The organism is Streptomyces sp. NPDC003016, assembly GCF_053591455.1.
The window spans coordinates 25477-48506 of the sequence record NZ_JBSFTV010000038.1 but is presented as its reverse complement, the minus strand read 5'-3'; the positions used below and the strand labels follow the sequence as shown (position 1 = coordinate 48506).

Annotated in this window: 25 protein-coding genes, 1 tRNA gene and 1 pseudogene; 15 read left to right on the top strand and 12 right to left on the bottom strand. The window is 70.2% G+C overall.

Translation table 11 applies throughout. The features are described from left to right. Positions 1–52: 52 nt before the first annotated feature. Together ACWDZ4_RS27970 and ACWDZ4_RS27965 are read left to right on the top strand one after the other, a co-directional pair. The gene (locus ACWDZ4_RS27970) at positions 53–541 is read left to right on the top strand and encodes an N-acetyltransferase family protein (protein ID WP_451511154.1); all 489 of its coding nucleotides are present in this window, start codon (positions 53–55) and stop codon (positions 539–541) included. Next, on the top strand, positions 541–1125 hold the full coding sequence (locus tag ACWDZ4_RS27965) for a DUF4291 domain-containing protein (protein WP_451511153.1): 585 nt from the start codon (positions 541–543) through the stop codon (positions 1123–1125). Before ACWDZ4_RS27970 ends, ACWDZ4_RS27965 begins: the two co-directional genes overlap by 1 nt. 131 nt (positions 1126–1256) lie before the next feature. On the opposite strand, the gene ACWDZ4_RS27960 is transcribed toward ACWDZ4_RS27965, so the two are convergent. The 4 genes from ACWDZ4_RS27960 to ACWDZ4_RS27945 are packed head-to-tail and all read right to left on the bottom strand — an operon-like array spanning position 1257 to position 2460. Then, positions 1257–1547: a hypothetical protein gene (locus ACWDZ4_RS27960; protein ID WP_451511152.1), complete on the bottom strand. Its 291-nt coding sequence runs from the start codon at positions 1545–1547 to the stop codon at positions 1257–1259. Continuing rightward, complete coding sequence (locus tag ACWDZ4_RS27955) at positions 1534–1773, bottom strand: DUF7848 domain-containing protein (protein ID WP_451511169.1); 240 nt, start codon at positions 1771–1773, stop codon at positions 1534–1536. Before ACWDZ4_RS27955 ends, ACWDZ4_RS27960 begins: the two co-directional genes overlap by 14 nt. Before the next feature lie 29 nt (positions 1774–1802). Further along, on the bottom strand, positions 1803–1994 hold the full coding sequence (locus ACWDZ4_RS27950) for a hypothetical protein (RefSeq protein WP_451511151.1): 192 nt from the start codon (positions 1992–1994) through the stop codon (positions 1803–1805). Beyond that, positions 1987–2460, bottom strand: a complete 474-nt coding sequence (locus ACWDZ4_RS27945; protein ID WP_451511150.1) for an ATP-binding protein — start codon at positions 2458–2460, stop codon at positions 1987–1989. The genes ACWDZ4_RS27950 and ACWDZ4_RS27945 overlap by 8 nt, the downstream gene beginning before the upstream one ends. A gap of 609 nt (positions 2461–3069) precedes the next feature. On the opposite strand from ACWDZ4_RS27945, the gene ACWDZ4_RS27940 reads away from it, so the two are divergent. From ACWDZ4_RS27940 to ACWDZ4_RS27930, 3 genes are all read left to right on the top strand, one after another. Further along, a complete protein-coding gene (locus tag ACWDZ4_RS27940) occupies positions 3070–3927 on the top strand; it encodes a helix-turn-helix domain-containing protein (RefSeq protein WP_451511149.1) in 858 nt (285 codons plus the stop codon). Next, positions 3924–4142, top strand: coding sequence for a DUF397 domain-containing protein (locus ACWDZ4_RS27935; RefSeq protein ID WP_451511148.1), 219 nt, complete (start codon positions 3924–3926; stop codon positions 4140–4142). The genes ACWDZ4_RS27940 and ACWDZ4_RS27935 overlap by 4 nt, the downstream gene beginning before the upstream one ends. Before the next feature lie 107 nt (positions 4143–4249). Next, a complete protein-coding gene (locus tag ACWDZ4_RS27930; RefSeq protein ID WP_451511147.1) occupies positions 4250–4384 on the top strand; it encodes a hypothetical protein in 135 nt (44 codons plus the stop codon). A 352-nt stretch (positions 4385–4736) separates the two neighbouring features. Here the strand turns inward: ACWDZ4_RS27930 and ACWDZ4_RS27925 are convergent, their stop codons facing one another. Further along, positions 4737–5159 carry an N-acetyltransferase family protein gene (locus ACWDZ4_RS27925; RefSeq protein WP_451511146.1) on the bottom strand — a complete coding sequence of 141 codons (423 nt, stop codon included), beginning with the start codon at positions 5157–5159 and terminating at the stop codon, positions 4737–4739. Positions 5160–5281: 122 nt separating this feature from the next. On the opposite strand from ACWDZ4_RS27925, the gene ACWDZ4_RS27920 reads away from it, so the two are divergent. The 4 genes from ACWDZ4_RS27920 to ACWDZ4_RS27905 all read left to right on the top strand — a co-directional run bounded on the left by ACWDZ4_RS27920 (position 5282) and on the right by ACWDZ4_RS27905 (position 10255). Continuing rightward, positions 5282–7942, top strand: a complete 2661-nt coding sequence (locus tag ACWDZ4_RS27920) for an alpha/beta fold hydrolase (protein ID WP_451511145.1) — start codon at positions 5282–5284, stop codon at positions 7940–7942. After that, positions 7939–8808 carry an ABC transporter permease gene (locus tag ACWDZ4_RS27915; RefSeq protein ID WP_451511144.1) on the top strand — a complete coding sequence of 290 codons (870 nt, stop codon included), beginning with the start codon at positions 7939–7941 and terminating at the stop codon, positions 8806–8808. Before ACWDZ4_RS27920 ends, ACWDZ4_RS27915 begins: the two co-directional genes overlap by 4 nt. A gap of 25 nt (positions 8809–8833) precedes the next feature. Then, positions 8834–9304 (top strand): anthrone oxygenase family protein, encoded by a 471-nt coding sequence (locus ACWDZ4_RS27910; protein ID WP_451511143.1) that lies wholly within the window; start codon positions 8834–8836, stop codon positions 9302–9304. Positions 9305–9388: 84 nt separating this feature from the next. Continuing rightward, complete coding sequence (locus ACWDZ4_RS27905; protein ID WP_451511168.1) at positions 9389–10255, top strand: hypothetical protein; 867 nt, start codon at positions 9389–9391, stop codon at positions 10253–10255. A 136-nt stretch (positions 10256–10391) separates the two neighbouring features. Here the strand turns inward: ACWDZ4_RS27905 and ACWDZ4_RS27900 are convergent, their stop codons facing one another. The 3 genes from ACWDZ4_RS27900 to ACWDZ4_RS27890 form a co-directional block, all read right to left on the bottom strand. After that, a complete protein-coding gene (locus ACWDZ4_RS27900; protein WP_451511142.1) occupies positions 10392–10667 on the bottom strand; it encodes a hypothetical protein in 276 nt (91 codons plus the stop codon). 403 nt (positions 10668–11070) lie between these two features. After that, positions 11071–11346, bottom strand: coding sequence for a hypothetical protein (locus tag ACWDZ4_RS27895; protein ID WP_451511141.1), 276 nt, complete (start codon positions 11344–11346; stop codon positions 11071–11073). A 269-nt stretch (positions 11347–11615) separates the two neighbouring features. After that, the gene (locus tag ACWDZ4_RS27890; protein ID WP_451511140.1) at positions 11616–11912 is read right to left on the bottom strand and encodes a hypothetical protein; all 297 of its coding nucleotides are present in this window, start codon (positions 11910–11912) and stop codon (positions 11616–11618) included. Between the two features lie 546 nt (positions 11913–12458). On the opposite strand from ACWDZ4_RS27890, the gene ACWDZ4_RS27885 reads away from it, so the two are divergent. Next, positions 12459–13871: an RtcB family protein gene (locus tag ACWDZ4_RS27885; protein WP_451511139.1), complete on the top strand. Its 1413-nt coding sequence runs from the start codon at positions 12459–12461 to the stop codon at positions 13869–13871. Positions 13872–13932: 61 nt separating this feature from the next. Here ACWDZ4_RS27885 and ACWDZ4_RS27880 read toward each other — a convergent pair whose 3' ends face one another. After that, positions 13933–14391 carry an archease gene (locus ACWDZ4_RS27880; protein WP_451511138.1) on the bottom strand — a complete coding sequence of 153 codons (459 nt, stop codon included), beginning with the start codon at positions 14389–14391 and terminating at the stop codon, positions 13933–13935. Positions 14392–14508: 117 nt separating this feature from the next. Further along, positions 14509–14581: transfer RNA gene (locus tag ACWDZ4_RS27875), tRNA-Arg, on the bottom strand. Positions 14582–14899: 318 nt separating this feature from the next. Between ACWDZ4_RS27875 and ACWDZ4_RS27870 the strand changes: the two genes are divergently transcribed. The 4 genes from ACWDZ4_RS27870 (at position 14900) to ACWDZ4_RS27855 (ending at position 20552) form a co-directional block, all read left to right on the top strand. Continuing rightward, a complete protein-coding gene (locus tag ACWDZ4_RS27870; RefSeq protein ID WP_451511137.1) occupies positions 14900–16522 on the top strand; it encodes a dynamin family protein in 1623 nt (540 codons plus the stop codon). Positions 16523–16530: 8 nt separating this feature from the next. Next, positions 16531–18360: a GTPase gene (locus ACWDZ4_RS27865; protein WP_451511136.1), complete on the top strand. Its 1830-nt coding sequence runs from the start codon at positions 16531–16533 to the stop codon at positions 18358–18360. A 106-nt stretch (positions 18361–18466) separates the two neighbouring features. Next, complete coding sequence (locus ACWDZ4_RS27860) at positions 18467–18928, top strand: single-stranded DNA-binding protein (protein ID WP_451511135.1); 462 nt, start codon at positions 18467–18469, stop codon at positions 18926–18928. A gap of 289 nt (positions 18929–19217) precedes the next feature. Further along, positions 19218–20552 carry a Cys-Gln thioester bond-forming surface protein gene (locus ACWDZ4_RS27855; protein ID WP_451511134.1) on the top strand — a complete coding sequence of 445 codons (1335 nt, stop codon included), beginning with the start codon at positions 19218–19220 and terminating at the stop codon, positions 20550–20552. 189 nt (positions 20553–20741) lie between these two features. Here the strand turns inward: ACWDZ4_RS27855 and ACWDZ4_RS27850 are convergent. Continuing rightward, positions 20742–21239 (bottom strand): annotated as a pseudogene (locus ACWDZ4_RS27850) (tyrosine-type recombinase/integrase); the annotation flags it as partial. Between the two features lie 25 nt (positions 21240–21264). Between ACWDZ4_RS27850 and ACWDZ4_RS27845 the strand changes: the two are divergent. Next, a complete protein-coding gene (locus tag ACWDZ4_RS27845) occupies positions 21265–21882 on the top strand; it encodes an HAD family hydrolase (protein ID WP_451511133.1) in 618 nt (205 codons plus the stop codon). Positions 21883–22322: 440 nt separating this feature from the next. Here ACWDZ4_RS27845 and ACWDZ4_RS27840 read toward each other — a convergent pair whose 3' ends face one another. Further along, positions 22323–23030, bottom strand: coding sequence for a cation transporter (locus ACWDZ4_RS27840; protein ID WP_451511132.1), 708 nt, complete (start codon positions 23028–23030; stop codon positions 22323–22325).

Genomic DNA, 23030 nt, shown 5'->3' with positions numbered 1-23030 from the left:
CCCGTGACAAAATCCCTGGCGGGACACGGCCCCGTACCGGCATCCTGGCCGGATGTTGATCAGAGAAGCCACCTCGGAGGACTGGCCCGCCATCTGGCCGTTCTTCCACGAGATCGTCGCAGCGGGCGAAACTCTCACCTACCCGCTCGACCTGGGCGAGGAAGACGCCCGCGAGTGGTGGTACCTGGCCGCCCCGAACCGCACGGTCGTCGCGGTCGACGACGCCGGTACGGTCCTCGGCACGGCCAAGATGAACCGCAACCACATGGGCAACGGCTCCCACATCGCGAGCGCCACCTACCTGGTCGACCCCAGGCACTCGGGGCAGGGCGTGGGGCGGGCGCTGTGCGAGTACAGCGTGACGTGGGCGAGGGAGGCGGGGTTCCGGGCGATGCAGTTCAACGCGGTCGTGGAGACCAACGTCCACGCGGTGAAGCTGTACGAGTCGATCGGCTTCGACGTGATCGGGACGCTCCCGGAAGGGTTCGAACACCCCACGCGCGGTTACGTCGGCCTGCACATCATGCACCTCGCTCTCTGATGCGCGAGATACGCGCCCTCCACACGGAGACGACCGTCACCGTCTACCAGGCGTACGCCCCGGCCATCGGCGTCCCGGCCGCCCGCGACGGCCGTTTCCCCGCCGCCTGGAAGCGGGACCGGATGACGTGGATCAAGCCGTCGTTCCTGTGGATGATGTACCGCTGCGGCTGGGGCGCGAAGCAGGACCAGGAGACCGTCCTGGCCGTCGAGATCACCCGCGACGGCTTCGACTGGGCCCTGCGCAACGCCTGTCTGTCGCACTACGCACCCGGCGTCCACGCCGACCAGGCCGACTGGAAGCGCCGGTTGCGGCAGGCGCCCGCCCGTGTGCAGTGGGACCCGGAGCGCGACGTACGGCTGAATCCGCTCCCGTACCGCTCGCTCCAACTGGGGCTGGCGGGCGAGGCGGCGGGGCGGTACGCCGACGAGTGGACGGTGTCCATCACCGACGTCACCCCGCTCGCCCACGAGATCCACGCGCTGGTGAGGGGCGGGAACGTGGCTGCGGCCGAGCGGTTGCTGCCGCGCGAGAGGGCCTACCCGGCGGGCGCGGAACTGCTCGCTCCGCTGGGCGGTGCGTGACCGCTGCCGCGTCGTCCGGCAGGAGGGGAGGAGCGCCAAGACACCCTTGAAGCAAGCGACTTGCACGAACCGGCGCTACGCCGGGCCCGCTCCGGCCGTCACCGGCTGACGGCCGGAGCGGAGTTGATGCCCTACGGCGGCCGGTGCCCGTCCCCGCCCGCGCCCTGAGTCAGCCGCGCTACGAGCGACTCCCATTCGGCTTCGGCGTTTTCATGCTGGATGAGGCGGTCCATGGCGTGCCCGGCAGGCGAGGAATCCGGCGCAGGGCCGAGGCGGTCGAGCGCCCACTGATGGAACCCGTACCACCGTTCGTCCAGACGCCTCATGGCGGACCGCAGGCCCCTGCGCGCCGAGTCCGCCAGCCACCAGCGGCCCGCGTCCACGGCCGGCAGCAGCGACACCATCCGCTTACGCGCCGCCATCGGCCACCTCCGGCAGCGACTCGTGACACGTCGCGCGGAAGAACGCGGTCGTGACGGCCCGGGATCCGGTGTGCCGGGTACGGCCCGCGTGCCGCAGACACCACTCTTCCAAGATGCTCCGCTCGCCGGGCTTCGGAGCCCCATGACACGTGGTGCACTCCACCTCATGGATCGACTTACTGCCCGAGCCATCCAGGCTCAGCGTCCAATCCGCGAAGCGCAGCACCGTCCCGACCCGCGCGTGACCGTGATCCTTCACCGCTTCACCACCATCGTGTCCGCGCCGTACACCCGCACTGCGGGCGCCTTGTCGAAGACGAGCACCAGCACCAGGCCGCCCGCCGCATACCGGTGCGCACGTACGGCGACGACCTCATGCCACCGGCCCCGGACACACACCCAGTCCCCACGCCGCAGCCGCAGCGCAATCACCTGTCGCTCACTCACCACCCTGACCACCGCCCCCAGCAGGCGCCGAGATCTCAGCCCATACGACCTTGCCGAACCCCGCGCGTTCGCTGACGTCCCACCGGTCAGAAAGCACATCGACCAGCCACAGCCCGCGCCCGCTGCCGTGATCACCGTGAGGGGTCGACAAGCTCGGCAGCTCGCAGGAACCGTCGCGCACCTCGATACGCAGCCCACCGGCCGTCGGGAGGTAGCGCGTCTCGATGTCCTGCCCCGGTACGCGGGCATGACGGCCGGCGTTGGTCAGCAGCTCCGAGAGGATTACCAGCGCGGAGTCCTCGACGGCCGAGAGCCCCCACGCCGTCAGAGCCTCACGCAATGCGGCCCGCGCTTGCCCGACGCAGCGGGGGTCATCAGCCCACCGCCGTACCACCGCGTCACCCGCGCTGGGGCCGGCGCCGGACAGCTCGTCGACGGTCAACGGCCGTTCGCTGCTCGCTCTCACCGGGGGACCGCCACCCCATGAATGACACGCGGCCCGACGTCGACCCCGTGCACGGCCAGCCACAGAGCCCGGCGCCGCTGCCGACGCAACCGCAGATCCGCACGCTCCCACCGCTCATGAGCAGCCTGGGCACGCGACCGGACGCGGGGGCCTCTCACCCCACCTCGGGTGGGCAAGGTGAGAGGCAAGGCAGAGCAGGAGACTACCCGTCGACGCCGGGCGTCAGACGCCGGACAGGCGTTCAGGTCTCCTTGCCGATGGCGCCCCGCAGGCGGGAACAGTAACCGCAGAAGTGGTTCAAAGAGACGGACGATAGGGTTCAGCACGTCGGCGCTCCTTACAAGCGTTGACCATGCCCCCGGACCGTTCGCGCGGTCGCGGGGGTCCTTACTTTCACCACCACGACACGCAACCACCGCGTGAGCATGGGGAATCAGCAAGATCACCCGCTTGTGACCTTGCGGTCACAGCGAGCAACTAGCTCCATCAGAATGCTCCCCTCCACCACGAATGCGCAACCCATTGCAGCGAAGTGCACGTGCACTTACGGGTGACTGTCGATCGCCAGAGGGCGACATACTGTGACCAGCCGAGAGTTAGGGGAGGCAGATGGCCGCCATTCCGACAATGCGCCGCCGGATGCTCGGCGCAGAACTCCGCAAGATCAGAGAGCGCCAAGCACTCACGGCGGAGAGTGCAGCCGAGAAGATGGGATGGCATCCGTCGAAGATCAGCCGCATCGAGAGTGGACGCAGCGGACTGCGGGCCCATGAAGTGACCGCGCTCCTCGACCTCTACGAGGTGCGCGACAAGGAGGCCCGAACCGGGCTCGAAACCCTCGCCAGGGAAGGCAAGCGTCGCGTCTGGTGGCAGCCGTACAACGACGTACTCACCCCCCGCTACCTGGACTACATCAGCTTCGAAGCGGAAGCGTCGGCGGCGCGCAGCTTTGAAACCACTCTTGTGCCCGGCCTCTTGCAAACCCCGGACTACGCGCGTGCCGTCATCCGGGCGCTGAAGCCGGAGCGGGAATCGGACGAGGTCAATGCGCTGGTGGATGTGCGATTGGCACGCCAAAACGCAGCACTCAACCGCGAAGAGCCCCTGCAACTCTGGGCCATCCTGGACGAGTCGATCTTGCATCGAACCGTAGGCGGGACATCGACCATGGTGAAGCAGCTCAGGCGACTGGCCGACGTCGCCGATCAGCCCAATGTCACTCTCCAGATACTGCCGTTCCAGGCCGGCGCACACGCAGGGATGTTGGGGCCGTTCGTCATCCTTGAGTTCCCGGTGCAGGCCGAACTCGACGTGGTGTATTCGGAAGGGCTTGCGAGTAGCGTCTACCTTGAGCGGGACGACGATCGCATCGCCTACAGCCGCACGTTCGACCTGTTGCGCGCGGCCGCTCTGGACGTAGATCCTTCGCGTGACAAGATCGCGCGCCAAATAAGGGAACTGACGTGAAGCACGAAGACAGGCAGGGTGTGGACCTCGGCCGCGCGGCCTGGAGGAAGAGCAGTTACAGCGGCGACCAGGGCAACTGTGTGGAGGTAGCGGACGGCTTCGCCGGTGTCGTGCCTGTGCGTGACAGCAAGGTCCAGAACGGACCCGCCCTGATCTTTCCTGTCGACCAGTGGCGCACCTTCATCAGCGCCGTCAAGAGCCGCCGCAGTCTCTAGTCGCCACTAACATTCACCCCCGGTTCAGCACGAGCCGGGGGTGAGCCATGGTGTTCGGGCTCAAAGAGCTATGAACACGGCTTGGCATGGATCAAGCTGGCGTTCCTGTGGATGATGTACCGCTGAGGCTGGGGGCGAAGCAGGACCAGGAGACCGTCCTGGCCGTCGCGATCACCCGGGCCGGCTCCGGCGAGGCGTTGACGCTGAGCGTGGAGCGCTGCTGCACGGGGTGTGTGCCGTAGGTCTCCCCGTAGTAGTCGCCATTCTTGGACGTGCGCTGGACGGTTCACGTCGCACGGCCCCGCGAGAGTGTTCCGCGACAGGTCGATGTCGCTGGGGATCGTCGATGGGATGACCCGGCTGGTGGCTTGTCGCGCGGTCTTGGCCGGGTAAACGGTCCACTGCCGGATCGGTGACTCGGGCGCGAAGTCGGTCTTCGTTTCGGCATGCGAGTGGCGCGGATGCGCAGTACAGCGTCTCGTGCGACACACAAGTGCACAGGGTCGTGTTACGGGCAGGATTCCGCCAAAGGGTCGTCTGCGGCGCGGAAGTGTTCGGGCGAGTGCCGGCCCGTCGCCGGTCAGAGACCGATGCTCACCCGAACGTCCAGGTCAGCATCGCGAAGTCGCCGTCGTCCCCGGCCCCCGCCGAGCGGTACGTCGCCAGCGCCGCGTCGTTGTCGCGCTCCACGCCCACCCACATGCCGTAGCAGCCGCGCTCCTCGGCCACCTCCGCCAGCGCCCGCGTCAGGACGCGGCCGATGCCGCGCCGCCGGAACGCCTCGTCGACGGACAGTTCGTACAGGCACATCTCGGTGCCCTTGTCCGGGTGGGTCATCTCGATGCCCGAGACCATCCCGGCCGGTTTTCCGTCGACGTACGCGACGAGCATCAGGTGGCCGGGGGCGACCAAGAACCGTTCGGCCCGGTCCGGGCGCGCCGGGCCGTCGTAGAGGTGCTCGGCGGCGGTCACTTCGGCGACCGTCGTCGCGCGCCGGACGACCGGGTGGATGTCCATGAGGGCTCCCTCTGCATACTCCGGCTGCGGTACGGGGCGAGGGCACCGTACTCCTCGCGTACCCCGACGAGGTCCACCCGGGGGCCGCATCGGCTGTCGTACCGGGGACCTAGGGTTCAGGTATGAAGCTACGCATTCCCCGCAGCCGGGCGCTCGCCGGCGCGGCCGCCGCGTTCGCCGTCCTCGTCGGGGGCGGTACGTGGACGGCCGTCGCCTCCGACGGCGACGCGCCCGCGGTGCACCGCGAGGAACGGATCATGAACATGGACGGGGTGAGGATCGACACCTCGTTCTTCACGGCGGACGGCGCGGACGGCGCGGGCGGTGAGCGCCGTCCCGCCGTCCTCCTCGGCCACGGCTTCGGCGGCAGCAAGCGCGACGTACAAGCGCAGGCCGAGCAGCTGGCCCGGGACGGGTACGCCGTACTGACCTGGTCCGCGCGCGGCTTCGGGAAGTCCACCGGGAAGATCGGGCTGAACGATCCGAACGGTGAGGTCAAGGACGTGTCGCGGCTGATCGACTGGCTGGCCGGGCGCCCCGAGGTGCGGCTCGACGCGGACGGCGATCCGCGCGTGGGCGTCAGCGGTTCCTCGTACGGCGGCGCCGTCTCGCTCCTCGCCGCGGGCCACGACCGGCGCGTCGACGCCGTCGCCCCCCAGATCACCTACTGGAACCTGGCCGACGCCCTCTTCCCCCACGGCGTCTTCAAGAAGCTCTGGGCCGGACTCTTCATCAACACCGGCGGTGGCTGCGACAGGTTCGAGAAGCGGCTGTGCGCGATGTACGAACGGGTCGCGGTCGCCGGAGAGCCGGACGCCGCCGCCCGTGACCTGCTGGAGGCGCGCAGCCCGTCCGCGGTCGGCGACCGCATCAAGGTTCCCGCGCTCATCGTGCAGGGACAGAACGACTCGCTCTTCCCGCTCGACCACGCCGACGCCATGGCGAAGGCGATCGAAGCCAACGGCGCGCCCGTCTCCGTCGACTGGATCGCGGGCGGGCACGACGGCGGGGACCGCGAGACGGCCCGCGTGGAGGGCCGGATCACCGACTGGTTCGACCGCTACCTCAAGGACGAGAAGGGCACGGACACCGGACCGGCCTTCCGCGTCACCCGCACCGGAGGCGTGGACTCCACGAACGGCGGAGCCCAGCTGCGGGGCGCCACCGGCGACCGTTACCCCGGCCTCGAAGCCGGGCAGCGGCAGCTGAAGCTGGCGGGCGGGCGCGAGCAGCGCTTCGCCAGCCCGGCCGGTGCGAACCCGCCCGCCATCTCCTCCGTACCGGGCGTCGCGGGCGTCGGGGCGCTGTCCCGGCTCTCCGGGCTCGGCGTCGGGCTCTCCCTCGACTTCCCCGGCCAGAACGCGCGCTTCGAGACCGCGAAGCTCGCCTCGGACCTGCGCGTCACCGGCTCGCCGACCGTCCGGGTCACGGTGAAGTCGGACCGCGAGGACGCCGTGCTGTTCGGCAAGGTCTACGACGTGAGCGCGGACGGACGCCAGCAGGTGCTGCCCTCCCAGCTCGTCTCGCCCGTCCGCGTCACCGGCGCCGGCGCGAAGGACGGCGCCACCGTCGAGCTGCGGCTCCCGGCGATCGACCACGAGGTCAGGGCCGGGCACCGGCTGCGCGTCGTCCTCGCCGCCACCGACCTCGGGTACGCCTCCCCGGCCGACCCGACGGCGTACACCGTGACCCTCGAAGGGGACGGGGCACTCACCGTGCCCACCGCGTCCGGTGTGAAGACCCAGGCGGCCCCGCTGCCCTGGTGGGTCTGGGGACTGCCGGCGATCGGCGCCGCCCTGGCCGTGGCGCTGCTGCTCACCGCCCGGCGACGGGCCGCCGCGCCCGCGCCGGACCCGGCGCTCGCCGGGGTGCCGCTCCAGATCACCGGCCTGACGAAGAAGTACGCCAAGTCCGCCGACCGCTATGCGGTACGGGACCTCTCGTTCCGCGTCGAGAAGGGCCAGGTGCTCGGGCTCCTGGGGCCGAACGGCGCGGGCAAGACCACCACCCTGCGCATGCTCATGGGCCTCATCACGCCGGACAGCGGCGAGATCCGGGTCTTCGGGCACGCCATCAGGCCCGGCTCGCCCGTCCTGTCGCGCGTCGGTTCGTTCGTCGAGGGCGCCGGCTTCCTGCCGCACCTCACCGGGCGCGCCAACCTCGACCTGTACTGGCAGGCGACCGGCCGGCCCGTCGAGGACTCCCGCATGGAGGAGGCCCTGGAGATCGCGGGGCTCGGCGACGCGCTGGAGCGGGCCGTGCGGACGTACTCGCAGGGCATGCGGCAGCGGCTCGCCATCGCCCAGGCCATGCTCGGCATGCCGGACCTGCTCATCCTCGACGAGCCGACGAACGGCCTGGACCCGCCGCAGATCCGTGAGATGCGCGACGTGATGATCCGGTACGCGGCGGCGGGGCGCACCGTCATCGTCTCCAGCCACCTCCTCTCGGAGGTCGAGCAGTCCTGCACGCACCTCGTCGTCATGGACCGGGGCCGGCTGATGCAGGCCGGACCCGTCGCGGAGATCACCGGCGGGACGGACACGCTGCTCGTGACGGTGGAGGGCGAGGTGAGCCAGGCGCTGGCCGAGAAGGTGGGCGCCCTGCCCGGCATCGGGTCCGCCGTACGGACCGACGAGGGCCTGCTCGTACGGCTGGACGGGGCGTCGCCCAGCACGCTCATCGGCGAACTGGTCCGCCTGGACGTCCAGCTGACGGGTGTCGGACCGAACCGCCGCCTGGAGGACGCGTTCCTCACCCTGATCGGAGGCTCCTCCGCATGAGCACCAACATCACCGAGCCGGCCACCGACTCGGCCCCCGGTTACCGTCCCGGTCACACGCTCCCGCTGCGCGTCGAGGCGATGCGGCAGTGGCGCAGGCGGCGCACCATGGTCATGGCCGTGGTGCTGGGCGCCCTGCCGCTCATCCTGATCGCCGCGTTCGCGATCGGCGGCACCCCCGGCAGGGAGGGCGGCCGGGTGACCTTGATGGACACCGCCACCGCGTCCGGCGCCAACTTCGCCGCGACCTGTCTGTTCGTCTCCGCGGGCTTCCTACTGGTGGTGCCGGTGGCGCTGTTCTGCGGCGACACGGTGGCCTCCGAGGCCAACTGGTCCTCGCTGCGGTACCTGCTCGCGGCGCCGGTGCCGCGCGCCCGGCTGCTGTGGAGCAAGCTCGCGGTGGCTCTGGGCTTCAGCCTGGCGGCGATGGTGCTGCTGCCGGTCGTGGCACTGGTGACGGGTTCGATCGCGTACGGCTGGGGCCCGCTGGAGCTGCCGACGGGCGGGTCCCTGCCCGCGGGAGACGCCGTACCGCGCCTCGCGCTCGTCGTCGCCTTCATCTTCGTCTCCCAACTGGTGACCGCGGCCCTGGCGTTCTGGCTGTCGACGAAGACCGACGCGCCCCTGGGCGCGGTCGGCGGCGCGGTGGGCCTGACGATCGTGGGCAACGTCCTGGACGCGGTGACGGCTCTCGGCTCCTGGCGCGATTTCCTGCCCGCGCACTGGCAGTTCGCGTGGGCGGACGCGCTCCAGCCGCAGCTGGAGTGGGGCGGAATGCTCAAGGGGGCGGCGGTGTCGGTGACGTACGCACTCGTGCTCTTCGCCCTCGCCTTCCGCGGATTCGGCCGGAAGGACATCGTTTCCTGACGGGGGGTCGGCCATGATGTGCGTCATGGCCACTCTCCTGATCGCCCTCGCCGTAGTCGCCACCGGGTTGTACGCCGGGTTCATGCTGATCTTCCTGATTGGTGTCATGCCCGCCCTGGGACGGCTGACCGACGAGCAGTTCGTCGCGGCGATGCGGCGCGTCAACGAAGACGTACCGCGTGGGGTGTTCGTGTCGGTGATGCTCGCTTCGGTGGTCTTCCCGACGGCCGCGCTCGCGGTCCCGGGCGACGGCGGCCGGTCAGCCGCGCAGTGGGTCCTCCTGGCAGCCGGCCTGGGGTTCGTGATCCTCAACCACCTGATCACGATTGCCGGAAACATCCCCCTCAACACTGCCTTGGCCGCATCCGAGCGGACAGGCACTGCCGACCGCGAGGCCCGCGCGGCCTTCGAGACACGGTGGAACAGGCTGCACCTGGTGCGCACACTGCTGGTCACAGCGGGCTTCGCCCTGGTGGTGAGTGCCTCGCTGGCATGACGGCGGGCCGCGAAGCGGCGTCAGGGAAAGCCGCCCGGCTGCGGACAGTCGACCTCAGGGGAACCATCTGCGGAGCCCGAGTGTCTGGCGAGGCGTGTACGGAGAGCTGTCTGCTCCGCTGCATCGCATCCCGCACTGAAGGAGCCGGCGTGGCCGCCGTCGTGGCCCTCCCGGCGGCGGCCCACGCCGCGCCCGCCGCCCCCACGGCCGCCAAAAGGCGACGACTTCAACGGCGACGGGCACGCGGACGTGGTGTTCACGGCACCGTCGGCGACCGTCAACGGCAAGGCGAAGGCCGGCTACGTCGCGGTGGTGTACGGCTCGGCGAACGGTCTGAAGACCGCGTCCAAGCAGGTCTTCGACCAGGACAGCCCCGGCATCCCGGGCGCCGCCGAGGCGAGCGACGCCTTCGGCACTTCGGTGTCGGTCGCCGACGTGAACGGCGGCGGTCACGGCGACATCTCGGCCGACGTCTCGGGCGACGTCTCGGGCGAGTCACCCGGCACGATCAGCCGCACGCGGTCGGCCGTCGTCATGCGTGGCTCGGTCACCGGCCCGATCGGCACCGGCTCCCAGGTCTTCCACCAGGGCACCCCGGGGGTGGGTGGCGCGGCCGAGACCGGAGACCGCTTCGGCCTTGCGACGAGGCTGGTGGACACCGACCGCGACGGCCGGGCCGAACTCATCGCGGGCGCCCCCGGCGAGAACGCCGGCGCGGGCTCCGTCCGGGTCCTGCCCGGCACCACGGCGGGTATCGCCGCCACCGGTTCCCGCACCTTCGGCGCGGGAACACTGGGCACCGTCGCCACCGGAGCCGCCCTCGGCTCCTCGTTCCACCGCCGACCCCCCACGGGAGAAAACGGTGCCCCGCCGCAGGGAATGCGCGACGGGGCACCGTTGCTAAAGAATTACTTTCCACGTAACCCGTTTGCAGCAAGGATGGAAGGCTGAATGACCGGATCATTTACCGGCATCGGCGGGCAGGCAGAAAAAGACCCCGGATCCTGTGAACAATCACGGGATCCGGGGCCCTCGGAGGAGAAAGCGTCGTCACTGCAGCGCCGGCGGCTCGGCGCTTCAGGGGGCTTTAGAAAACGCCACCGAGGATGGCAGCCGCCGGGGCGTCGGAGTTGTCGACGATGGCGGAGTGGTGCTTGAGCTCGTTGCACTGGTTGACGCGTGCCTCGTCGAGCACCTCGACGATGTTGATGACGTCGACGTCCTGGATCGTCGGGCAGATGTCGTCGATGATCTGGATGTTCGACTCGTACGACAGGTCGTCGCTGGCCATCGCCGGAGAGGCGGCGAAGCCGGTGGCGGCAAGCGTCAGCAGGGAGCCGGCAAGCACCTTCTTGGCGTTCATGCGATTAGCCTTTCAGGAAGGAGGGGGAAGTTCCGGCACCGCGGAGGCGCCGATGCAATACATAACGTGGAAATCCCGAGAGGGTTGCGGCCGGGACGCGCGAATTCCACCATTCGCTGCTTCTCCGCTTATCTCACGAACATCGTAGTCTGCTTCATGTGTGGACCGCTGTACGGTCCTCGCCCTCCGTTGTTTCGGACTTCCCGGGGCCGCCGAGTCGCTTTCGCCGGGCGGTGAGGAAGCACGGAGAGGCGGTTGAGCCGGTTGGCGAACTCACGGGGCCGGCCGACTCGTATCCGTCCCCGCCTCGAACGCGACGACCCCGGGTTCCGTGGAAGGAATCCACGGAACCCGGGGTCTCTCCGGGCGGAACCCGGGACTGAGCGCTATTGCTTCGGCTGTCTTAGCTGACGGAGCCGAGGAGGCCCAGTGCCGGGGCGTCGGAGTTGTCGACGATGGCGGAGTGGTGCTTGAGCTCATTGCACTGGTTGACGCGTGCCTCGTCGAGCGCCTCGACGATGTTGATGACGTCGATGTCCTGGATCGTCGGGCAGATGTCGTCGATGATCTGGATGTTCGACTCGTACGACGGCTCGTCGGTGGCGATCGCCGGAGAGGCGGCGAAGCCGGTGGCGGCAAGCGTGAGCAGGGAGCCGGCAAGCACCTTCTTGGCGTTCATGCGATTAGCCTTTCAGGAAGGAGGGGGAAGTTCCGGCACCGCGGAGGCGCCGATGCAATACATAACGTGGAAATCCCGAGAGGGTTGCGGCCGGGACGCGCGAATTCCACCATTCGCCACTGGTTTTACACTGGGTCGGCCCTGCCGGAAAGCCATTCTCCCGGCCGGTCGTGTGGAGCGGGTATGACGAACGCCGGGCCTCGTGGAAGGGTCCACGAGGCCCGGCGTCATTCCTGGCGACCCAGGAAACAGTGCTGCGACTGGGCGTCTTAGCTGACGCCGCCGAGGAGAGCCAGCGCCGGGGCGTCGGAGTTGTCGACGATGGCGGAGTGGCCCTTGAGCTCGTTGCACTGGTTGACGCGCGCCTCGTCGAGCAGCTCGACGACGTTGATGACGTCGATGTCCTGGATCGTCGGGCAGACGTCGTCGATGACCTGGATGTTCTGCGAGAACGACGCGCCGCCGTTCTTGTGGTCCGGGTCCCCGTAGGCCGCGGCCGGAGAGGCGGCGAAGCCGGTGGCGGCAAGCGTGAGCAGGGAGCCGGTGAGGACCTTCTTGGCGTTCATGCGATTAGCCTTTCAAAAGGAGGGGAAGTCCCGGCGCCGCGGAGGCGCCGATGAAATATCTAACGCGTCCATCGCGAACTGGTCGCGGCAGGAGGCGAGATTCACTCCCTCGCGGGATTGTTTGCCCCTGACGTTGGCGCAGGGTGTTCCGCCGAAATGAGGAAGAAGAATTCGCCCGTCTGCGCGTAATGCCTGTTCAGGGTGTCGGTGTCGGCGCTTCGGAGAGTGGAGGGGGAGGTTTGGAGATGCTCGGCCGTGAATCCCCCGGGTGTCCAAGGATTTCGTCCGCAGTCGTGCGCTGATGTATGGCATCGCCGCATCCGGGCGAGGCGGACATCAGGGATTCACGATTTTGATCCGCTTGTATGGAAAATTCCGTGGGAAAGACCGGGCACCGGTGGACGAGTACCGCCTGTGTGGATGCGGATGCGGATGGGGCGGAGGCGGGCGCGCGGGCCGTGCGGTTTCTGTGTGCGTCATCCTGGAAACAGGGGGGAACTGGCCGGGGCGCCGGCGGCTGCCGGCGGGTGAACCCAGGAGGCTGCGATGGAACTCGTGGAGGAGCGTCCTTACCGCTTCCGTATCGACCCGCGGCGGGAGATGCGGGTGCCGGGAGTGGTGTTCGCGTCCCGGGAGCTGCTGCGGGATGCCGGGAAGTCGCTGGAGCAGGTCGTCAACGTGGCGACGCTGCCGGGCATCGTGGGTGCCTCGTACGCCATGCCGGACGTCCACTGGGGTTACGGCTTCCCCATCGGCGGAGTGGCCGCCACCGACATCGACGCGGGCGGTGTGGTCTCGCCCGGCGGTGTCGGCTTCGACATCTCCTGCGGGGTGCGGCTGCTGGCCGCCGACTGCGGCCGGCGGGCGCTGGAGCCGGCGCTGCCCGCGCTCATGGACGGCCTGGGCCGGGTGACCCCGCGCGGCGCCGGGCCGGGCGGAGTCTGGCGGCTGAGCGGCCACCGGGAGCTGGAACGGGTCCTGGAGGGCGGTTCCCGGTACGCCGTGGAGCAGGGCCACGGCGAAGAGCGCGACCTGCGGCGCTGCGAGGACGGCGGGGCGGTCACCGGCGCCGACGCCGGCCAGGTGAACGAGCGGGCGCGCGAGCGGGGGCTCGGCCAGGTCGGCAGCCTCGGCTCCGGCAACCATTTCCTGGAGGTCCAGCAGGTCGCGGAGGTCTACGACGAGCCGGCCGCCGCCGCGTTCGGGCTCGCCGCCGACCAGGTGTGCGTGATGATCCACTGCGGTTCGCGCGGGCTCGGGCACCAGATCTGTTCCGACCACGTACGGGCGATGGACCGGGCCATGGCGCGGTACGGAATCGACGTACCGGACCGGCAGCTGGCCTGCGCCCCGGTCGATTCACCGGAGGGCCGCGCCTACCTCGGAGCGATGGCCGCGGCCGCCAACTACGGCCGCGCGAACCGCCAGCTGCTGGCCGAGGCGGCCCGCCGGGTCTTCCGCCGCGAGACGGGCAGCCGGCTCACGCTGGTGTACGACGTGTCCCACAACCTCGCCAAGACCGAGACCCACCGGGTGGACGGTGAGGCGCGCCGGCTGTGCGTGCACCGCAAGGGCGCCACCCGGGCCTTCCCGCCCGGCCACCCCGACCTGCCCGAGGACCTGCGTGGCGTCGGGCAGCCGGTGCTCATCCCCGGCACCATGGGCACCGCCTCGTACGTCCTCACCGGTGTGACCGGCGGCGGCGCCTTCCACTCCACCTGCCACGGCGCCGGCCGCGTGATGAGCCGGCACCAGGCCGCGCGCACCGTCGGCGGCAAGGAACTGCGGGCCCGGCTGGAGGCGGACGGCATCGCGGTGCGCCCGCTGTCCTGGCGGGGTCTGGCCGAGGAGAGCCCGGAGGCGTACAAGAACATCGACGCGGTGGTGGAGGCGAGCGAGGGCGCGGGGCTGTGCCGCAAGGTGGCCCGCCTGGTCCCGCTCGGCGTGGTCAAGGGGTGAGGGGCGCCGCGCCGGACGCGAGCGGCGCCGCGCCGGATGCCCGGTCGGTGCCCGCGCCGCCTCAGACGTCGACCGTCACCGCGCACGACCATCCGTACGGGTCCGGGGCCAGGTGCAACTCGTTCCAGGACACGGCCTTCGGCACGGCACCGGTGATCGGCACCGATCGCACGTCGGCCACCGCCATCCGGACCTCCAGCCCGCCGTCGACCGGCACCGCCTCGACGTCGACCGGCACCTCGCCGTGCACCTCCAGCCGGAACACCACCTCGTCCAGCAGCGAGGCCAGCAGGTCGTCGTCACTGCCTTCGGCCACCCGCACCTGCCGTACGGCGCTCGCCCGTACGCCGGAGAGGTCGGCGAAGCTCTCCACCATCCCCAGCACCGCTTCCACCAGGCACTGCTCGCGGCCGGCTCCCCATGCCTCGACGCGCAGGTCGGCCGTGTGCGGCACCGTCCGGTGCCCGCCCTCTCCCGGGCGCCGGTCCTCCTGCCCGTCCCTGTCCGTGTCACCGGCCATGACGCGTGCGTGCCCATTCGCGGCGCGCCCATGCGTGAAGGCGCTCGGCGCATAAGCGATGCAGGGGAGCGGGGGAAAAGGAAATGACCAGCGCTTCCGCTGGTCAGGGTGGGTTTGCGCCCCCGGCAGGACTCGAACCTGCGGCCAAGCGCTTAGAAGGCGCCTGCTCTATCCACTGAGCTACGGGGGCCGGATCGTGGCCGGTCGGCCTGGAGCCCCGGGCTGGGAGAGTCCTGGGCCTTGCCGGGGACAAGGATAGAGCTCCGATCGCCTGGGGCCGGTTGCTTCAGCTGCGTGGCACGATGTGGAGGTTCAGTGAAGCGAACCTGATAATCGCAGGCGAGTGCGAATCGCGCACCGCTTTTGGCGTCTCCCGTCCCGGGTGTTGTGCACTCGTTATGCCTGAACCTCACTCGTACCGCCTGTCCCTGGCCGCCAATCGGCGCGCAGAGGTGCCTTTAAGCTTCTAAAAGACTCTAAAATTGGGCATTCTTCGCATGTGGTGACCTTGGACGCACGGCCTCAGCTGATCGACGCACTCTCCGCCCTGCGCGACCGTGTCGCTGCCGTGGGCCTTCCACTCCCCCTGGCAGGGGCTCCGTGCGCGCGACGGGCACGGCTGGAGCTGCTGGAGCAGCTCGACGACTACCTGCTGCCCCGGCTGAAACAGCCCGAGGCGCCCCTGCTCGTCGTCGTCGGCGGCTCCACCGGAGCCGGCAAGTCCACGCTCGTCAACTCACTGGTCGGCAGACGGGTCAGCGAGGCCGGCGTACTGCGGCCCACCACCCGGACGCCCGTGCTCGTGTGCCACCCGGACGATCACCACTGGTTCGCGAACCTCCGCGTACTGCCGCAGCTCACGCGCGTGTGGCTGCCGCGGCAGGAGGAGGACCAGGAGGAGACGGGGAGAGGGCCGGCGGCGGAAGCGGCGGCGGACCGTGGCGAAGAGGCCGGGGGTTCGCTGCGGGTGGAGACCGTGGGGTCGCTGCCGCGCGGACTCGCGCTCCTCGACGCCCCCGACATCGACTCGCTGGTCGCCGGGAACCGGGTGCTCGCCGCCGAGCTGATCTGTGCCGCGGACGTCTGGGTGATGGTGACGACCGCTTCCCGGTACGCCGACGCGGTGCCGTGGCACCTGCTGCGTACCGCGAAGGAGTACGACGCCACCCTCGTCATCGTCCTCGACCGGGTGCCCCACCAGGTCGTCGGCGAGGTGTCGCACCAGTACGGGGCGCTGCTCACCAAGGCCGGGCTCGGCGACGTGCCCCGGTTCACCATCCCCGAGCTGCCCGAATCGGCGGGCGGCGGCACCGGTCTGCTGCCCGACACCGCCGTCGAGCCGCTGCGCGCCTGGCTGGCGCACCGGGTGCACGATCCTGCGGCCCGGCAGCAGGCCATCGGCCGTACCGCGGCCGGCGTCATCGAGTCGCTCAACACCCGGATGCCCGGACTCGCCGGGGCCGTCGCCGCCCAGTACGCCGCGTCCGTACGGCTGATCACGGATGTCGAGGAGGCGTACGAGAAGGAGGGCGAGCGGGTGCGCCAACGGCTCCGGCGCGGCGCGGTCATGTCCGGGGACGCCCTCACCCGCTGGCGCGGCTATCCGCTGGACAGTTCGGCGGGTGAGCTCCTCGACTCGCTCGTCGAGAGCCTCACGGCGCTGTTGCAGTGCGCGGTCGCCGCCGCCGACGAGCACGTCCACGAGGCATGGCGGAGCGAACCCGCCGCGGACGGGCTGGTGTTCGCCGTCCCCGACCGGGAGGCGGGCGAGCGGATCGGGCTGGCCGCACGGCGCTGGCGCCGGGTGCTCGAAGAGCTCGCCGACGAGGAGGTACGGGAACTGGAGCGGCCCCCCGCGCCCGACTCCGAGACCGTCGCCGCCCTGCTCGCCGCCGCGCTGCTGGGCGGGCGCCGGGCGCGCAACGCGGGGGAGCGGCTCGCCGAGCGGATCGGCGCGGTCGCCGCGACCCGGTTGCGCGACAAGGGCGGGGAACTGCTCACGGCGTACATCGACCGCGTACTGAACGCCGAAAGGGACCGGCGGCTCGCGCCGGTCGACGCCCTCGAAGTGACTCCGGAGCCGCAGGCCGCGCTGATCGCCGCGCTCTCCGTACTGCAGAAGGAAAAGTGACCGGGAACGTGACTGCTGTGACTGATGACACGGACGACACCGCTGAGGGACACAGGGCCCGCCGAAGCGAGGGGCGGTGGGACGACGGGCTGATCGCCCGGCGCGCCGCCGCGCGCGCGGCGAGGGGCAAGCCGTCCGAGCGGCCCCGGTCCGAAGAGCCGCGGAACCGGCAGGAGCCGCAGGAGCCCGACGAGTACGACGGCCTGCCGCACGGCGGTGCTCACGGCGATGCCTACGGCGGCCGGCTGCGCGGACGGCTCGACGCCCTGCGCGAGCTGGTCGGGCTCTCCCGTACTCGCATCGACGCGAGCACGCTCGCCGAGGCCGGCCGCGTGCTCGACGAGGCCGCCGCCCGCCAGCGGCTCTCCGCCCGGCACACCGTCGTCGCCGTCGCGGGCGCCACCGGCAGCGGCAAATCGATGCTCTTCAACGCCCTCGCGGGCGTCCAGATCTCCGACACGGGACTGCGCAGGCCGACCACGTCCGCGCCCATCGCCTGCAGCTGGTCCGACGGCGCCGCCGGACTGCTGGACCGGATCGGCATCCCCGGGCGGCTGCGCCGCAGGCCGCTGCACGGCGGCCTGCGCGACGAGGCGCTCAGCGGGCTCGTGCTCGTCGACCTGCCCGACCACGACTCGGCCGTCACCGCCCACCGGGACCAGGTGGACCGGGTGCTCACGCTCGTCGACGCGGTGATCTGGGTCGTCGACCCGGAGAAGTACGCCGACGCCGTACTGCACGAGCGCTATCTGCGGCCGCTCGCCGGACACGCGGAGGTCACCTTCGTGGTGCTCAACCAGGTGGACCGGCTGCCGGGCGACGCAGCCGACCTGGTCCTCGACGACCTGCGCAGGCTGCTCGACGAGGACGGCATGGCGCTCGGCGAACACGGCGAACCCGGTGCCACGGTGCTGGCCCTGTCCGCCATGACCGGGGAGGGCGTCGGCGAACTGCGCGACATGCTCGGACAGTTCGTGCAGGAGCGCGGCGCCGCCGCGCGCCGGCTGTCCGCAGACGTGGACGGCGCCGCGGCCCGGCTGCGCCCGGTCTACGTGGCCGACGGGCGGCGGCCCGGGCTCGACGAGCGGGCCCGGGCCGAGTTCACCGACCGGCTGGCGGAGGCGGTGGGCGCGGCGGCCGTGGGCGAGGCGGCGGAGCGCGAGTGGCGCAGGAACGCGGGGAAGGCGTGCGGGACACCGTGGCTGAGGCTGTGGCGCTGGTACGAGGAGAGCCGCACGCCGGGGGCCGGGATCGAGCCGGTGGACAGGCGGGCACAGGACGAGGGGGACGAGGGGGAGATCACCGCCAGGCAGCGCGTGGAGCAGGCCGTGCGCGCGGTGGCGGACGAGGCCGCCGCCGGGCTGCCCGCCCCCTGGGCGCAGGCGGTGCGGGAGTCCGCGGTGCGCGGCGCGGCCGGGCTTCCGGAGGAGCTGGACGTACTGGCGGTACGGGCCGGAGTGCCCCTCGGCAGGCCCCCGAGGCCCGCGTGGTGGCCTGCGGCGGTGCTGACCCAGGCATCGATGACGCTGCTCCAGGTCTTCGGCGGGTTGTGGCTGGTGGGCCAGATCGTGGGCGTGCTGGAGCCGGAACTGCTGCCTCCGGTACTGGTGATGCTCGCCGGGATCATCGGCGGCCCGCTGGTGGAGTGGGCGTGTTCGGCGGCGGCCAAGGGGCCGGCACGGCGGTACGGGCAGGACGCCGAACGCCGGCTGCGGGAGGCGGCCGCCGGGTGCGGCCGGGCGCGCGTACTGGATCCGGTGTCGGCGGAGCTGCTGCGGTACCGGGAGGTGCGCGAGCAGTACGTGGCGGTGACGGGAGTGTCCACAACCGGCCGGTAGTCCACAGGCCCCGGCGGGCTCGCCGTGTCCGGTCCAGCATGGGACCAGCGGCCGGTCGGAACGGCCGGCCGAGACGGCCGAGGGTGTAGCGGTGAGGGGTGCTGGGATGAGTGACACCTGGGTGACGCTGGTGGGCAATGCCGCGACCGGCGTGGACTACCGGGATTCGGCGGCGGGCGGTGTGGCCCGTTTCCGGTTCGCGGTGACGGCGCGGCACTGGGACCGCCGGAAGGAGAGCTGGGCGGACGGGCACTCCAGCTTCTACACGGTATGGGCGCGGAGGTCACTGGCGATGAACCTGGCCGGTTCGCTCTCCATCGGTGAACCGCTGCTGGTGCACGGGCGGTTGAGGGTCCGGGACGAGGAGAAGGACGGGCAGCGCAGATTCTCCGCGGACATCGAGGCACTGGCGGTGGGACACGACATGACGCGCGGGACATCCGCGTTCAGGCGGGTGGTGAAGGGAGATCCGGCCCTGACGCGGCGCCCGGTGACAGAAGGCCACAACTCGGCTGATTCGTACGGTGATTTGTCGACAGCATCAGTTCAGGGAAGCGAGGAGCGATAACGATTCCGATTCGGAATGCCCGTCTGACGGCATGACAGGGCGCTGCCGTTCCACGCGTCTCTAGGATTTCTGCATACTCACGGGGCACTTGAGTCTGCCGGCGAGGCCCTCCCCACACTCGCACCATGCGAGGGAGCCTCGCCCGAAGGGGAATTCTGTGTTTGCTTCGCTCTCTGCGTTTTCTGGATTTTCTGCGCCTTCCGCGTATCGCGCGTTCTCCGTACGGAGACGGGGTTCCGCCCGTCTCACCGCCGCGGCCGTGGCTTCGGGCCTCCTCGCCGTGGGGGCAATGGCCACCGCGGGCCCCGCAGCCGCGGAGGAGGCGCCGCAGCACCAGGGCGGTGCGGCGGCCACGCTCGACGGGCTGAAGACCTATGACAAGGCCGTCATCCACACGGACGGCGGTGACCAGCGGATTCCCGCCGGTCTGTTCGAGATGACCGTCGACGGCGGCGGCACCCTCAAGACGTACTGCATCGACATCCACCGCCCGACGCAGGAGCAGGCGAAGTACCTGGAGACCTCCTGGGGCCAGACGTCGCTCGGCACGAACGGCGACGCCGGCAAGATCCGCTGGATCCTGGAGCACTCCTACCCACAGGTCGACGACCTGAGCGCGCTGGCCGAGCAGGCCGGAGTCGACTCACTCACCGAGCAGACGGCCGCGGCCGGCACGCAGGTCGCGATCTGGCGGTACTCCGACCACGTCAAGGTCGACGCGCTCGACGCGAAGGCGGAGAAGCTCGCCGACTACCTGGAGAAGAACGCGCGCGACGCCGCCGAGCCCAGGCCGTCCCTGACCCTGGAGCCGAACGCGGTCTCCGGCAAGGCCGGCGAGAAGCTCGGCCCGGTCACCGTCCGCACCAACGCGGACCGCGTCACCGTGGCCCCGCCCGCCGACGCCGCCGCCAGCGGCGTCAAGGTCGTCGGAAAGGACGGCAAGCCCGTCACCGCCGCCGCCGACGGCAGCGAGCTGTACTTCGACGTCCCCGCCGCCGCGGCCGACGGTTCGTCCGCGCTGACCGTGCAGGCCACCACCCCGGTGCCGGTCGGCCGGGCCTTCACCGGTGTCACGCAGAGCCAGACCCAGATCCTGGCCGGCTCCAGCGAGTCCACCGTCTCCGCCGGTGCCACCGCCACGTGGGCGAAGAAGGGAGCCATTCCGGCGCTCTCCGCCAAGAAGAACTGCGCGAAGGGCGGCGTGGACGTCACCGCCACCAACGAGGGCGACGAGCCGTTCAGCTTCGAGCTGATAGGCACCGAGCACACCGTCGAGGCCGGTCAGTCGCAGACCGTCACCGTCCCGGTCCAGGAGGACCAGCCGTACAACTTCACGATCAGCGGTCCCGGCGGCCTGAAGAAGAACTTCAAGGGCATCCTCGACTGCAAGACCTCCGCCGCCACGGGTGTCGGCACCACGGAGGAGCCCCAGAACCAGCCCAGCCCCGCCGCGGCCGGTGACGCCCCCGCCGCCGTCGTCGACGGTCCGGACCTCGCCGAGACCGGCAGCTCCAACGCCACACCGATGATCCTGGGCATCGCGGCCGTCTTCGTCGTCCTCGGCGGCGCCGCGGTCTTCTTCTTCCGCAAGAAGGAGTCCGCCCCGGGTCCGGGCGCCGAGTAAAGAGGAACGGACACGGCGACATCCGATCGCCGAGCGGTTACTGCGGCCCCGGTGTGCTTCGGCGTACCGGGGCCGTCGGCATACCCGTTTCCGTCCCGGGGTGGACGTCAGGCGAGATGGGGTGTTACTTGCCGACTTGGCGCATGAAACAGCCCCTCACCAGCGGGTTCCCGTCGATGAGGGGCCGTGTCAGGCAGCCTGGGCCGTGTCTGGGCCGTCATGGGCGTGACCGGCGGCCCGGTACATGGCAATGATCGCCTTCCGGGTCCGGGTCTCGCTGCTCGGCATCAGGTGCGTGTAGACGCGGAGCGTGAAGCCCGCATCGCTGTGCCCGAGATAGAGGCTCAGCGCCTTGATGTTCTCCCCGGCATCGAGGAGGACCGAAGCGTAGAAGTGCCTCAGCGCGTGCATGCCGTGCTCTCTGGCTGCCGCGTAGCGCGCTCCCCTCTCAGGGGTCGGGATGATCCCCGCAGCCGCCAGAGCGGGCTTCCAGGCCCGATCGTTGAAGGCGTTACTCCACAGGGCATTGCCCGAGCCGTTCGTGAAGATGAGCCGCTTCGTGACCTTCGGGCCTGCAGGCGTCAACCAGGGCAGGGTCACATCGGCCGGCGGGAAGCGCTGCGTGTGAGTGGCCAGCGCGGCCGACACCTCCGGATCAAGGTCAGCTCTGGTTCGACAGCGTTTGGGACAACCTGGGTGAGGACTTCCAGCCGTGAGTGAACTCACGGAGATCCGTCGGGTTTTGGGCGGGGTCGAATCCGTCCTCTTCGACTTCGATGGACCGATCTGCCGTGTCTTCTCCACCGTGCCTGCCGCAGAGGTAGCCCGGTCCTTGCGCCGCGCATACGCCGAGGCTCACGGGTCTGCCTCACTGCTCAGCCCAGGGGATGACCCATTGGGAGTGGTGAAGGCCGCAAGCGAGCAGGACCTGCCGGGGGTCAGTGAGCTTGAAGCCATGCTGACGGATCTCGAAGTCACGGCCGCCGACCAAGCGGACGCTACGCCTCACGCCGAGGACGTCATCAAGGCGCTCCACAACGACTCGCGCCGACTGGCGGCAGTCAGTAACAACAGCACTTCGGCCCTGAAGCGGTATTTCACGAGCCGAGGGCTTGATCAGTACGTAGTACCCCTGATCGGCCGCGAACCGTCCCGACTGAGGCAGATGAAGCCTGACCCCCACATGGTCTTCCTGGCACTCGATGCTCACGGAGTGGAGCCGGGGCGCGCGCTGCTCGTCGGCGACTCAGTGACGGACATCCAAGCTGCCCGTGCGGCGGGGGGCTGTCGATCGGCTACGCCAACAAGCCCGGCAAGTCCGAGGCGTTGACCCGTGCAGGGGCAACCGTGGTCATTGAGAACATGACAGAGCTACTCGACGCCATCTGAGTGCGAGAGCAGCGCGGTAAGAGTTTCCCTACTTCATCAAGACCCCGCGCACGGCGCGGGGCGCGCCGCCTCTGCGGCGCGGCCCGCCTCCTGTCTTCGCCCCGGCCGGCCGCGCCCCGGCGGTGCGCTGCGTGCTGGGGGGTGGGTAGTGGGTAGGAAACCCTTCTGTGGCTGGGGCGGTCGGCTCCACGGCTTTAGGCAGCCACTTTGGGGCGAGCCTCTAAGGTCATGGCCCCGATTCGGGCTGTTGCGGGCAGGCTAGGTGCTGCCCGAATCGCGGCCAGCGTAAGGGGCCATGATCACTCGCCCCAAAGCAGCTCCAGCCCAAAGCCGCTCCACCGACCTAGTGGCTCACAGCGGGCGTCGAGTTTGCCGCTGCGCTCAACAGCAGGAGCATCCAGGCTTGCAGCCGCAGGCGTCCGGCTCGGCAGCGAGTACCGGTGTGGCGGTGGGAGGTGTCGCGCAGCAGCCTTTGCCCTGCCAGGCGTCGCGGCCTTCCTTGAGGGCGATTGCGGCGATGACGAGGGCGGCGATGGGATCGGCCCAGGTCCAGCCGAAGAGGCTGTTGGCGACCAGGCCGACGAGCAGAACGGCTGAGAGGTACGTACACAGCAGGGTCTGCTTGGAGTCCGCGACGGCGGAGGCGGAGCCCAGTTCGCGTCCGGCCTTGCGCTGTGCGGCGGACAGGAACGGCATGACCAGCAGGGAAAGGGCGGCGATCACGATGCCGGGGGTGGAGTGCTCCGCTTCGCCGGTGCCGGTCAGAGCGCGGATCGAGTCGATCGTGACGTAGGCGGCGAGGGCGAAGAAGGAGACCGCGATGATCCGCAGAGTGGTCTTCTCGCGGGCTTCACCGACGGTGTGGTCGGTCGCGGAGAACTGCCAGGCGACGGCAGCAGCGGAGGACACTTCGATGATCGAGTCGAGGCCGAAGCCGATCAGCGCGGTGGAGGAAGCCAGGGTGCCGGCCGTGATGGCGACGACCGCCTCGATCACGTTGTAGGTGATCGTCACTGCGACCAGCAGTCGTATTCGCTTCGCCAGCACGTCGCGGCGAGCCGGGGACGGGCCCAGGGATATGGCAGTCAT